This is a genomic window from Aeromonas sp. ASNIH8 (assembly GCF_002919855.1).
Classification (GTDB): domain Bacteria; phylum Pseudomonadota; class Gammaproteobacteria; order Enterobacterales; family Aeromonadaceae; genus Aeromonas; species Aeromonas caviae.
In genome coordinates this window covers 1-13,021 of record NZ_PQLN01000007.1, presented here as the reverse complement: position 1 = coordinate 13,021, position 13,021 = coordinate 1, and the positions used below count along the sequence as shown (strand labels likewise).

Sequence of the window (13,021 nt, the reverse complement as noted above, 5' to 3'; positions counted from 1 at the left end):
CTCATGAAATTCTCTCTCGGCCCCCTGCTCTTCTACTGGCCCAAGGCCGACACCCAGGCCTTCTATCAGGCGGCCGCCGCCAGCCAGGCCGACATCGTCTATCTGGGGGAGACCGTCTGCAGCAAGCGGCGCGAACTGAAAGTGGATGACTGGATTGCCCTCGCCCGTCAGGTGGCGGGCTCCGGCAAGCAGGCGGTACTCTCCACGCTGGCGCTGATCTCAGCTCCCTCCGAGCTCAAGGAGGTCAAGCGGCTGGTCGACAACGGCGAGCTGATGATCGAGGCCAACGATCTGGGGGCCGTCCAGCTCGCCAGTGAAGCCGGGCTGCCGTTCGTCTGCGGCCCCGCCATCAACGCCTACAACGCCGACGTGCTGCGCATGCTGCTCAAACAGGGAATGCAGCGCTGGGTGATGCCGGTGGAGCTCTCCCGCGACTGGCTGATGCAGCTCAATCAGGATCTGGGCAGGGAGCGCCAGCAGTTCGAGGTGGAGGTGTTCGCCTATGGTCATCTGCCGCTCGCCTACTCGGCACGCTGCTTCACCGCCCGCTCCCTCGACCGACCCAAGGACAACTGCGAACTGGCCTGCATCCACTACCCCATCGGCCGGCTTGCCAGCAGCCGCGAGGGGCAGAAGGTGTTCAACCTCAACGGCATCCAGACCCAGTCCGGTTACTGCTACAACCTGGGCAACGAGCTCAAGGGGATGGAGGGGCTGGTGGATGTGGTGCGCCTCTCTCCCGAAGGCATGGAGACCCTGACGATGCTGGAGCGCTTCAAGGCCAACGAACAGGGGATGGCCCCCCTGCCCCTGCTGCAGGAACGGGACTGCAACGGTTACTGGCGCCAGATCCCCGGCATGAGCCTGGTGGAGTAGCGGCACACCCCGTGTCACCAGACAGCAAAAAGGCCTCGTCAAGAGGCCTTTTTCATGGGGTTCAAACCCGTTTCGTCACGCTTTGCCGCTCTTGCCCTGGGCTCCGGGTGGCTGGGGCTTGCGCGCCATCAGTTCCAGCTCCAGCAAGGCATAGCGATGCTCGATGAAGTCATAGACGTTGTTGGCCAGCGCCAGCTTGAAGTAGCTGATGGCTTCCTTGCGGTTACCCTTGGCCAGCTCGAACTTGCCGAGGTAGAAGTAGGTCTCGCACAGGCGCTCGGCGAGCTCCCTGTTGTCCTTGACCCCTTTCACCACGTTGCTCATCAACTGGGTGGCATTGATGTCGCCCGTATAGAGGCGCACCAGATCCCAGTTCCAGGCGTCGTCGTCATACTTGTTGAGCCGCTCGCGCATCCGGCTCATGGCCGCCGGTCCGTTGAGCTTCTGCTCGGCCAGATAGAGCCAGATCACCCGATAAGGGTCTTCTGGTTGCGCCTCGTAGAAGCGCTTCATATCCGCCGCGGCAAGCTCGGGGCGATTGCCGTAATAGAGCGCGATTCCCCGGTTGAGATAGGCGTAGTCGTAATCCGGGGCGAGCTCCAGGGCGGAGTCGAACGCCTCATAGGCCTCGTCGTAGTTCTGCTGTTGAACCAGATAGACACCGATGAAGTTGTAGGCCTCGGCAAAATCCGGCTTCTCCCGCAGGGCGCGGTTGAAGTCAAGTCGCGCCAGGGAACGCAAGCCCACCCGGTCAAACACCACTGCACGCTCATAGAAGAGTTCTGCCCGCTGTTCGGTCGTCAATTCCATTTCACTGAGCATCTGCCCGAGTCGCGCCAACGCCAACTCGCTCTGGTAGGAGACCTGCAAGGGGGTCGCCAATACCAGTGAAGCGGGTTGCGGCTTGGGAACTTGAGGCGCTTTTACCTGACTGCTACTGCTGCAACCCCACAAGGGGAGCAACAACAGGATACCCGTGAGGTATCCAATCCCTATCCTGACGTTCAATGAACACTCCGACGCTTACGCTTGACCCCGCATATGGTAAAGATCACGGGGCCGTTTGTCATGTGGCGCAGCCCCTCTCCCTCAAATAAATCAGGATTCGACAGGGTATCCGGCATCGCTCCAGCCGCGAAAGCCTCCATCGACGCTGACGACCCGGGAATAACCCATCTTCTGCAGGTTATCCGCCACCAGGATGGAGCGAAATCCCCCACCACAATAGAGGTAGAGTTCGGTGTCGGGATCCGGATACCGGGTCTCGATGTCACGCTCTATCACCCCGCGCCCGAGATAGGCGGCCCCCGGCAGATGGCCCCTGGCCCACTCGCTCTCTTCGCGCACGTCGATCAGATGAAATGCTCGGCCCTCATCCTGCCAGCGCTTGATCTGGTGCACATCGGTTTCCTGCACCTGCGGGCGGATGGCCTCTACCAGGGCCAGAAAACGGGGATTGTGTTGCATGGGCTTGCTCCTTGCTTTGGGTAATGGATGCTGGGTTGTGGGGAGCATCATGACTCACCCCGGCCACAAGAGAAAGGGCGCCTTGCGGCGCCCTTGTCTGTTACGGCAGGATCTCTTGCTGATCCGCGCCCTCTTTTTCCACCTGGGTCGGCAGCATGTGCTCCCGCTTGATCCCGAGGAACATGGCTGAGGCGCTCGCCACATAGATGGAGGAGTAGGTCCCGAAGGCCACCCCGATCACCATGGCGATGGAGAAACCGTGGATCAGAGGCCCGCCTTTGAGCAGCAGCGCCACCACCACCACGAAGGTCAACCCCGAGGTGATGATGGTCCGGCTCAGGGTCTCGGTCATGGAGAGATCCATGATCTCCGCGGTGTCCCCACGGCGTACCTTGCGGAAATTCTCCCGCACCCGGTCGAACACGACGATGGTGTCGTTCAGGGAGTACCCCACCAGCGTCATCAGCGCCGCCAGCACGGTCAGGTCGAACTCGTACTGGAAGTAGGCAAAGATGCCGAGGGTGATGATCACGTCGTGAGCCAGGGAGAGGATGCCCCCCGTGGCCAGACGCCACTCGAAGCGCACCGCCACGTAGATCAGGATACAGATGATGGAGGCCAGCATGGCCAGGGCACCGTCGGTGGCCAGCTCGTCACCCACGGAGGGACCGACGAACTCGACACGCTTGAGCACAGCGCTCTCGTCGACCAGCTTGGCGGCCGCCAGGACCTCGTTGCCCTGCTGCTCGACCTTGACGCCCTCTTGCGGGGCCATGCGCACCAGCACATCACGGCTGGAGCCGAAGAACTGCAGGGTCGCCCCGTCAATCTTCTGCTGATCCAGCGCCTCGTGCATCTTGTCCAGGCTCACCGACTGCTGGAACCCCACCTCGATGGTGGTACCGCCGGTGAAGTCCAGCCCCCAGTTCAGGCCACGATCGTACAGAACGTAGAGGGCGAGCACCGTCACCAGAGCAGAGAGGACCATACCCAGCTTGGCGAAACGCATGAAGGGGATGGGCTTTTCAAAATGTAGAATTTGAAACATGTCTCTTCCTTAGATCGGCAGCTTGTCGATGCGCCGTCCACCCCAGGCCAGGTTGATGATGGCGCGGGATACCGTGATGGCAGTGAACATGGACGCCGTCAGGCCGATCCCGAGGGTCAGGGCGAAGCCCTTGATGGCACCGGTACCGATACCGAACAGGATCACGCAGGTGATGAGCGAGGTGACGTTGGAGTCGGCGATGGTGGAGAAGGCGCGATCAAAGCCCAGGTGAATGGCTTGCTGCACCCCGCGACCATTGCGGATCTCTTCACGAATACGCTCGTAGATCAGCACGTTCGCATCCACCGCCATCCCCAGCGTCAACACGATACCGGCGATGCCCGGCAGGGTCATGGTGGCCCCCGGGATCATCGACATGATACCGACGATGAGCACCAGGTTCATGGTCAGCGCCAGATTGGCCACCCAGCCGAAGGCACGGTAGTAGATCCCCATGAAGAGCACGATCACCAGCATGGCCCAGCCGATGGCTTCCATCCCGCTGTCGATGTTCTGCTGACCCAGGCTCGGGCCTATGGTGCGCTCTTCGACGATCTGGATGGGGGCAATCAGGGCACCGGCACGCAGCAGCAGCGCCAGGTTGTGGGCTTCGTTGGCGTTGTCGATCCCGGTGATGCGGAACTGGCTACCCAGGCGAGACTGGATGGTGGCGACGTTGATCACCTCCTCCTGCTTGCGGAACTTGCGCTTGCCGTCCGGACCAGGCTGCCCCACCGGCTTGTACTCGATGAAGACGGTCGCCATGCCCTTGCCAACGTTGTCCTTGGTAAAGTTGGCCATCTTGTTGCCACCCTGACCATCGAGCTTGATGTTGACCTGGGGACGGCTGTATTCATCGAAACCGGACTGGGCACCCACGATGTGGTCACCGGTCAGGATCACGCGCTTTTGCAGTACCACGGGACGACCGTTGCGATCGTTGTAGACCTTGGAGCTCGGCGGCACGCGGCCTGCGGCAGCGGCCTGGATATCGGCAGCCTCATCGACCATGTGGAACTCCAGGGTCGCGGTGGCCCCCAGGATCTCCTTGGCACGGGCGGTGTCCTGGATCCCCGGCAGCTCGACGATGATACGCTCGCCGCCCTGCTGCTGGACCAACGGCTCGGCCACACCCAGTTCGTTCACCCGGTTGCGGATGATGGTGATGTTCTGCTCGAGGGCATACTTCTTCACCTCTTTGACCTTGGCTTCGCTCAGACTGGCCAGCAGGATGAAGTCATCCCCTTTCTGGTCGGTGGTGAAGACAAGATCCGCATTCTGGCGACGCAGGAAGGAGAGTGCCTTGGCCTGATCGGCCTCGTCACGGAAGACCACCTGCACCTGATCCCCGACCCGGCGTACACCGGAGTAGCGGATCTTCTGGGTGCGCAGCTCGGCGCGGAAATCCTGCACCATCTGTTCCTGCTGCTTGGCCAGCGCTTCGGCCATGTCCACTTCCATCAGGAAGTGCACACCGCCCCGCAGGTCAAGACCGAGCTTCAGGGGCGCCGCGCCGATGGCCTCGAGCCAGGCGGGGGTGGACGGTGCCAGGTTGAGGGCGGTGATGAAATTGTCGCCCAGCTTGTTGGCCACGATGTCGCGCGCCTTGAGCTGGTCTTCGGTGTTGTTGAAACGGATCAGGATGAAGCCGTGCTCGAACGCCGCATGCTTGACCGGGATCTTCGCCTCGTCGAGGGTTTCCTTCACCTGATCGAGGGTTTCTAGTTTGACTTCGGCACCACGGCTGGCAGAGACCTGCAAGGCCGGGTCTTCGCCGTAAAGATTGGGGGCTGCATATAGAAAACCGATGGCGATCACGACGATCACCATCAGGTATTTCCACAGCGGATAGCGATTTAACACGCTGTGCTCCTCGGGAGATTAGAGGGACTGGATAGAACCCTTGGGCAGAACGGCAGAGACGAAGTCACGCTTGATGGTGACCTGGGTCTGATCGTTCAGGGCCAGCACAATGTAGTCGCTGTCGGCGGAAACCTTGGCGATCTTGCCGACCAGGCCACCGGAAGTGAGCACTTCGTCGCCCTTGGAGAGGGAGCTCATCAGATTGCGATGCTCCTTGGCACGCTTGGCCTGGGGACGGTAGATCATGAAGTAGAAGATGAGACCGAACACGGCCAGCATGATGATCATTTCCATGCCACCACCCTGTGCTGCCGGAGCCGCGCCTTCTGCATACGCCTTGGAGATAATGCTCATTTAACAACCTCTTATTGATGTAGATTTGAATACTAACTTATATGTCGTTGTTATTTCACGTCATTTTCAGCCAGTGGAGGCACAGGCTTCCCTTGCCGACGGTAAAACTCAGTTACAAAGTCGTCTAATTTACCCTGCTCGATCGCGTCCCGCAAACCCTGCATCACGCGCTGGTAATAACGCAGGTTGTGGATGGTATTCAGACGGGCACCGAGGATCTCGTTGCACTTGTCCAGATGGTACAGATAGCTGCGGGTGTAGTTCTTGCAGGTGTAGCAATCGCAGTCGGCATCCAGGGTGCTGGTGTCCTCGCGATACTTGGCGTTGCGGATCTTGACCACCCCGTCGGTGGTGAACAGGTGGCCGTTGCGGGCATTGCGGGTCGGCATCACGCAGTCGAACATGTCGATACCGCGGCGCACCCCTTCCACCAGATCTTCCGGCTTGCCCACCCCCATCAGGTAGCGCGGCTTGTCGGCCGGAATTTTCGGGCAGACATGGTCAAGGATGCGATGCATGTCCTCTTTGGGCTCACCCACGGCGAGACCGCCGACCGCGTAACCGTCGAAGCCGATCTCAAGGAGACCGTCCAGCGACACATCCCGCAGCGGTTCGTAGACAGAACCCTGGATGATGCCGAACAGGGCGTTCTTGTTGCCCAGCGCATCGAACTTGTCACGGGAGCGCTTGGCCCAGCGCAGGGACATCTCCATGGACTTGCGCGCTTCCTCGTAAGTGGCCGGGTACGGGGTGCACTCGTCGAAGATCATCACGATGTCGGAACCCAGATCGTACTGGATCTCCATGGACTTCTCGGGGTCGAGGAAGATCTTCTCGCCGTTGATGGGATGACGGAAGTGCACCCCCTTCTCGGTGATCTTGCGGATGTGCCCCAGACTGAACACCTGGAAACCACCGGAGTCGGTCAGGATGGGCCCCTGCCAGTTCATGAAGTCGTGCAGATCGCCGTGGGCGCGCATCACTTCCTGACCCGGGCGCAACCAGAGGTGGAAGGTGTTGCCAAGCAGGATCTGGGCACCAGTCTCACGCACCTCTTCCGGTGTCATCCCCTTGACGGTGCCGTAGGTGCCGACCGGCATGAAGGCCGGGGTCTGGACCACGCCACGCTCGAACACCAGTTGACCGCGACGGGCACGCCCATCGGTGGTTTTCAATTCAAATTTCATTGCTACCTCTATTCAGTCAGAGAAACAGTCTGACAACAAAGGGCCCGAGGGGCCCGGTAATATGAAGCCGGCCGGCATACTGACAAGCAGAGCCTGAACGACTTCTGAAGGGCAAGGCTTAACCCTGCACCCGGCGACGGGTGACGAACATGGCGTCCCCGTAGCTGAAGAAACGGTACTGTCCCGCCACGGCGGCCTGATAGGCGGCCATCACGTTGTCGTAGCCTGCAAAGGCGCTGACCAGCATGATCAGGGTGGATTCGGGCAGGTGGAAGTTGGTGATCATGGCATCGACCACCTGGAACTCGTAACCGGGGAAGATGAAGATGTCGGTGTCATTGAAGAAGGGCGCCAGCGGCTTGCCCTGGGCCAGGGTCGCCTTGGCTGCGCTCTCGAGGGATCGCACCGACGTGGTGCCCACCGCAACCACCCGACCGCCGCGGGCGCGGGTCGCCGCGATGGCATCCACCACCTCCTGGGGCACTTCGGCGTATTCCGAGTGCATGTGGTGATCTTCAATCTTGTCGACGCGCACCGGCTGGAAGGTGCCCGCCCCCACGTGCAGGGTCACGAAGGCCATCTCCACGCCCTTGGCACGGATCTGCTCGAGCAGCGGCTCGTCGAAGTGCAGACCGGCGGTCGGCGCCGCCACGGCACCCGGCTTCTGGTTGTAGACGGTCTGGTAGCGCTCCTTGTCGGCATCCTCGTCGGGACGGTCGATATAGGGAGGCAGCGGCATGTGGCCGATGGCATCCAGAATGGTCAGCACAGGGCGCGGGTCCAGGAAGTGGATCTCGAACAGAGCGTCGTGGCGGGCACGCATCTCGGCCTCGACGGGCACGCCGTCGGCACCGCCATCCAGAAGGAGACGGGTACCTGGCTTGGGGGACTTGGACGAGCGGACGTGCGCCAGCACGCTGTGCTCGTCCAGAATGCGCTCCACCAGCACCTCAAGCTTGCCGCCGCTGGCCTTCTGGCCAAACATGCGGGCCGGAATGACCCGGGTATTGTTGAACACCAGCAGATCGCCGGGGTTGAGCTGGTCAAGCACATCGACAAAATGACCGTGGCGCAGGGCGCCGGTTTGACCATCGAGCTGCAGCAGGCGGCTGGCGGTACGCTCCGCCATGGGATAGCGGGCAATCAGCTCGTCTGGCAGATCAAAATGAAAATCGGATACTTGCATCTTTCACCTCGGGGGAATCGGCGGCTAGTCTAGTTATCCCCCTCTTCCAAGGCAACCCAAAAGACTAAAAACCCAAGGAAGACAAGGGATAGCGGGCCATTTTGTGAGACTGGGCCCGTTAAAAAACCTTTAAGGTTTTGTATTGACCCCGATCATGTTCTGGCGACGGGGGCTGGGCTAGGGTGGAAGCAGACACACAAGGAGGCCCACCATGATGACCCTCTCCGAGATCATGACTGAACACCCCTTTACCCTGGGTCCGGAAAACAGCGTCAAGCAGGCGATGGAGCTGATGCAGCAGGAGCGGATCCGTCACGTTCCCATCGTTGACGAACACCAGCATCTGCTTGGTCTGGTCACCCTCTCGGACATCCTGGCCACCCGCGAATCCAAGCTGCTGCTGATCAACCCCGAGCGGGAGGCGGAGTTCACCGACAGCGTCCAGCTCGACGAGATCATGACTCGTCAGGTGGCGAGCGTGGATCCCCACGCCGGCATCAAGGAGGCGGCTCTGTATCTGCAGCGCCACAAATATGGCTGTCTACCGGTACTCAAGGGGCGCAAGCTGGTTGGCATCGTCACCGAGTCGGACTTCATCGCCGTGGCCATCAATCTGCTGGAGCTGATGGAGGAGCAGGAGCCCCCAACCGACTTTTGATCTTAAAGCTCTGTAATAAAATTACAATAAAAGCGTTTTCAGCCTAATTTAACGGCTATTTAAGTGAAACACTTTCAATTTGACTGTAAAATTACACCACAAAACTTGTGTTGTGACATTCATCACACTATGATGCCCACCATGCAATGGTTGCCGAAGAGGAGATGAGGATTGTGCACCCGCCATCTTCTCTTCATATGTCTGCAAGTTTGCACACCCCGTAGTTAGTCTTTGCTGTAAAGCATATTTATCGCCATTCCTTGTTTGATGACCCGGCCCTGTCTGTGCGACGGCGCCGGGATTTTTTTATCCCTCTTTTTTCTACTGCGCCGCCTCGTCTGCCCCCTTCTCTGCTCACGCAATGAAAACAAATCCGGCCCAGCCCTTGAAAATGTGACATGCAGGACAGAAATTGAACTTCGACAATGAGTTATCTCCGAAGGCCTGAGATATTCATGTTAGGTACAGTTGTGATGGTCTATCTAATAAATAGATTTATGTGATTCAAAATTGTGGCTTTGACCGATTAGAAAAAGTCACTATGATGACTCCATCGAAAGTTAAGCGCCTCGTCTGGCACGACTCTTCAACACCAGACAGGCATATGTACATCACCAAGGAGCAAATACATGTCTACCTACATCAACACTGAAATCAAGCCGTTCAACGCCACCGCCTACCACAATGGCAAATTCGTTCAGGTGTCTGACGCTGACCTGAAAGGCAAGTGGTCCGTGGTGTTCTTCTACCCGGCTGATTTCACCTTCGTCTGCCCGACCGAGCTGGGCGACCTGGCCGACAACTACGCCGAATTCCAGAAGCTGGGCGTCGAGATCTACGCCGTCTCCACCGACACCCACTTCACCCACAAGGCCTGGCACGACACTTCTGACACCATCCAGAAGATCCAGTACCCGATGATCGGCGACCCCACCGGCACCATCACCCGCAACTTCGGCGTGATGATCGAAGAAGCTGGCCTGGCTGACCGCGGTACCTTCGTCATCGACCCGCAAGGCGTCATCCAGATCGTTGAAATCAACGCTGGCGGCATCGGCCGTGACGCACTGGAACTGCTGCGCAAGGTCAAGGCTGCCCAGTACGTTGCTTCCCACCCGGGTGAAGTGTGCCCGGCCAAGTGGAAAGAAGGCGACGCCACCCTGGCCCCGTCCCTGGATCTGGTAGGCAAAATCTAAGCCTCCCCGCTCTGAAGACCGGCCCGTTCAAGGGCCGGTCTTGTTTACGGCCCTCAGAAAATGCGCCGGTCTGCTGTGTGGACCTCTGTTTTCTGTATCCGGTCATCGTGCCGACCCGCATTCAGCAAGAAGGAATTCGACCATGTTAGATACCAACCTCAAACAACAACTCAACGGTTACTTGCAGTACATCGTCAATCCCATCGAGATCAGCGTGTCCGGCAATGACAGCGACAAATCCGCCGAGCTCCTGGCATTGGCCAGCGAGATCGCCGAGATGTCCCCCAAAATTTCCCTGACCGATGGCACCAATGCCCGCAAGCCTTCCATGAGCATCGCGCCCCAGGGCCAGGCCCCGCGCGTGCACTTTGCCGGCATTCCCATGGGTCATGAATTCACCTCCCTGGTGCTCGCCCTGCTGCAAAGCGGCGGTCACCCCTCCAAGGCCGATCCGGCCGTGCTGGAGCAGGTGAAGAACCTCAAGGGCGAGTTCCACTTCGAGACCTATATTTCCCTCTCCTGCCACAACTGTCCGGACGTGGTACAGGCCCTGAACCTGATGTCCACCCTGAACCCCGGCATCACCCACACCATGATCGATGGTGCCCTGTTCCAGGATGAGGTGAACGAGCGTCAAATCATGGCGGTCCCGAACGTCTACCTGAACGGTCAGCCGTTCAGCCAGGGCCGCATTTCGCTGGAAGAGATCGTTGCCAAACTCGACACCGGCGCTGCCGAGCGCAAGGCGCAAGAGCTGAGCGAAAAAGCGCCTTATGACGTGCTGGTGGTGGGCGGTGGCCCGGCCGGTGCCGCCGCGGCCATCTATGCCGCCCGCAAAGGCATTCGCACCGCCATTGTCGCCGAACGTTTCGGTGGCCAGGTGATGGACACCGTCGGCATCGAGAACTTCATCTCCGTGCCCTACACCGAGGGCCCCAAGCTGGCCGCCAGCCTGGAGCAGCACGTCAAGCAGTACGGCGTGGAAGTGATCACCGAGCAGCGTGCCGCCGCCATCAGCAAGGATGGTTACGTCAACGTGGACCTCGCCTCCGGTGCCACCTTGAAGAGCCGCGCCGTGATCCTGGCAACCGGTGCCCGCTGGCGCGACCTGAACGTGCCGGGTGAACTCGAGTACCGTACCAAGGGTGTGGCCTACTGCCCCCACTGTGACGGCCCCTTCTTCAAGGGCAAGCGCGTGGCGGTGATCGGTGGCGGCAACTCCGGCATCGAGGCGGCCATCGATCTGGCCGGCATCGTCGAGCACGTCACCGTGGTGGAGTTCGCCGATACCCTGCGTGCCGACGACGTGCTGCAGAAGAAGGCCCGTTCCATGGGCAATATCGACATCATCATGAGCGCCCGCACCACCGAAGTGATCGGCGACGGCAGCAAGGTGGTGGGCATGGACTACGAAGATCGCACTACCGGCGAGATCAAGCATCTGGCGGTGGCCGGCATTTTCGTCCAGATCGGTCTGGTGCCGAACACCGAGTTCCTCAAGGGGAGCGAAGTGGCCCTGACCCGCTTTGGCGAAATCGAGATCGACACCAAGGGTGCCACCTCCCTGTCCGGCGTCTATGCCGCAGGGGATGCCACCACGGTACCGTTCAAGCAGATCATCATCTCCATGGGGGCAGGTGCCACCGCCGCCCTGGGTGCATTTGATTACCTCATTCGCAACCCGGCGCCGGAAGCACAAGCTACCCAGGCCGATGCCGTGACCGCCTGATAACCGTCACCCAACAAAAAACCGACTCCCTGGAGTCGGTTTTTTTATCCCTGTCATTGGGTCGCCAGCCTTCAGCGCCCCTGCGGCGCGTCCCTCTCCTGCCCCTCTTCACTCACCGCTCTCTCTTCTGCGTCAGGCGCGGCATAGCTCGCCGGCACTGCCTCCCCTTCCAGATCCGTTCTTGGCTCCAGCTCCGCCGTCATGGGGGTGTTGGGGGGCACCGGCATGAAGACCTGATGCTCCGTCAGCGGAATGGGGGCTCGCTTACGCCTGCGCCAGCCGAGATAGGCCGACAGCAGCAGACCGCACAGGGCAAAGTAGACGAACAGCCCCTGTGGTCCGAACGTCGCCATGGTAAAGGGGGCCAGCAGCGGACCCGTCATGGCCCCCAGGCTGTAGGCAAGCAGCAACCCCTGGTTTGCCCCCAGCACCTGATCCGGGCGCAGTTCATCGCAGGCATGGCTGAGGCTCAAGGGATAGATGGAGAACGCCATGCCCCCCAGCAGGAAGACAAGAGTCCCCTCGACTGGCTCACGCCAGGGCTCCGGCAGCAGCACCATCCACAACGCGATCAGGGTCAGCAGGGCGCAGAGCAGCAGGATCACCAACCGTCTGTCGTAACGATCAGATGCACGTCCGATAGGATATTGCAGACACATCCCCCCCAGGATCACCAGCGCCATCATGTCCGCCACCTGGGAGAGGGAGGCACCGCTGTCGGTGAAATAGAGCGGCAACAGCCCATAGATGGCCCCGAGGATGAGGCCCGAGGTAAAGCTGCTGCCCATCCCCGCCGGAGTGAGGCGCACCAGCTCCAGCATTCCCACCGGCTGGGGTGCCACCATGGCCGGCGTCGCCACTCGGGAGAGAGCCAGAGGCACCACGGAGAGAGTCGCCGCCATGGCGCACAGGGCGAACGGCGTCAGCACCATGGGGTCCACCTGCTTGAGCAGCAGCTGGCCCAGGGCAAGTGAACCGTACAGCAGGATCATGTAGAGGGACATCAACCGCCCCCGGTTCGCCGGGGTGCTTGAGACCAGCATCCAGGACTCCAGCACCACGAACAGGCCGCCGGTGGCAAACCCCCCGATCAGCCGCAGCGCCGCCCAGGTGACAGGCTCCACCACCATGCCGTGCAGCAGAAACAGAAAACAGAGCAGGGAGGCATAAGCCGCATAGGCCCGGATATGCCCCACCCGGATGATGAGGCGGGCATTGATGAAGGTCCCCAGCACCAGGCCGCCGAAATAGGCAGCCGACACCAGACCGATGGCCTGGGCGGACACCTGCTCGGCGGAGAGACGCACCGTCAGCAGGGTATTGAACAGACCGTGACCCAGAATGAAGATCACCAGACTGGTCAGGGGGGACAGCAACCTTGTCAGTGCCATGGAGCCTCCTCGCAACAAAAGGGTCATGGTAGCCCCTGCCTCCCGCCCCCTTCAACCCGAATGCCC

Annotated in this window: 12 protein-coding genes; 4 read left to right on the top strand and 8 right to left on the bottom strand. The window is 60.4% G+C overall.

Translation table 11 applies throughout. From position 1 onward, the window contains the following. Positions 1-3 precede the first annotated feature (3 nt). Positions 4-876, top strand: a complete 873-nt coding sequence (locus C3418_RS03295; protein ID WP_103857941.1) for a U32 family peptidase — start codon at positions 4-6, stop codon at positions 874-876. Positions 877-951: 75 nt separating this feature from the next. On the opposite strand, the gene nlpI is transcribed toward C3418_RS03295, so the two are convergent. The 7 genes from nlpI to queA form a co-directional block, all read right to left on the bottom strand. Continuing rightward, positions 952-1,884, bottom strand: a complete 933-nt coding sequence (gene nlpI / locus C3418_RS03290) for a lipoprotein NlpI (RefSeq protein ID WP_280520777.1) — start codon at positions 1,882-1,884, stop codon at positions 952-954. Between the two features lie 90 nt (positions 1,885-1,974). Next, entirely contained in the window at positions 1,975-2,343 is a 369-nt protein-coding gene (locus C3418_RS03285) for a rhodanese-like domain-containing protein (protein ID WP_069651399.1), read from the bottom strand. 100 nt (positions 2,344-2,443) lie between these two features. Then, positions 2,444-3,391, bottom strand: coding sequence for a protein translocase subunit SecF (gene secF, locus C3418_RS03280; protein ID WP_010675068.1), 948 nt, complete (start codon positions 3,389-3,391; stop codon positions 2,444-2,446). A gap of 9 nt (positions 3,392-3,400) precedes the next feature. Next, a complete protein-coding gene (secD, locus tag C3418_RS03275) occupies positions 3,401-5,254 on the bottom strand; it encodes a protein translocase subunit SecD (protein WP_039038737.1) in 1,854 nt (617 codons plus the stop codon). A gap of 18 nt (positions 5,255-5,272) precedes the next feature. Beyond that, positions 5,273-5,608 carry a preprotein translocase subunit YajC gene (gene yajC, locus C3418_RS03270; protein ID WP_010675070.1) on the bottom strand — a complete coding sequence of 112 codons (336 nt, stop codon included), beginning with the start codon at positions 5,606-5,608 and terminating at the stop codon, positions 5,273-5,275. A gap of 50 nt (positions 5,609-5,658) precedes the next feature. Continuing rightward, positions 5,659-6,795 (bottom strand): tRNA guanosine(34) transglycosylase Tgt, encoded by a 1,137-nt coding sequence (tgt, locus tag C3418_RS03265; RefSeq protein ID WP_103857940.1) that lies wholly within the window; start codon positions 6,793-6,795, stop codon positions 5,659-5,661. Between the two features lie 118 nt (positions 6,796-6,913). Further along, positions 6,914-7,981, bottom strand: coding sequence for a tRNA preQ1(34) S-adenosylmethionine ribosyltransferase-isomerase QueA (queA, locus tag C3418_RS03260; protein ID WP_010675072.1), 1,068 nt, complete (start codon positions 7,979-7,981; stop codon positions 6,914-6,916). Between the two features lie 211 nt (positions 7,982-8,192). On the opposite strand from queA, the gene C3418_RS03255 reads away from it, so the two are divergent. From C3418_RS03255 to ahpF, 3 genes are all read left to right on the top strand, one after another. After that, positions 8,193-8,639 (top strand): CBS domain-containing protein, encoded by a 447-nt coding sequence (locus C3418_RS03255; RefSeq protein ID WP_010675073.1) that lies wholly within the window; start codon positions 8,193-8,195, stop codon positions 8,637-8,639. Between the two features lie 629 nt (positions 8,640-9,268). Next, a complete protein-coding gene (ahpC, locus tag C3418_RS03250) occupies positions 9,269-9,835 on the top strand; it encodes an alkyl hydroperoxide reductase subunit C (RefSeq protein WP_010675074.1) in 567 nt (188 codons plus the stop codon). 142 nt (positions 9,836-9,977) lie between these two features. After that, complete coding sequence (gene ahpF / locus C3418_RS03245; RefSeq protein WP_103857939.1) at positions 9,978-11,564, top strand: alkyl hydroperoxide reductase subunit F; 1,587 nt, start codon at positions 9,978-9,980, stop codon at positions 11,562-11,564. A 71-nt stretch (positions 11,565-11,635) separates the two neighbouring features. Here the strand turns inward: ahpF and C3418_RS03240 are convergent, their stop codons facing one another. Next, a complete protein-coding gene (locus tag C3418_RS03240) occupies positions 11,636-12,955 on the bottom strand; it encodes an MFS transporter (RefSeq protein ID WP_103857938.1) in 1,320 nt (439 codons plus the stop codon). Positions 12,956-13,021 lie beyond the last annotated feature (66 nt).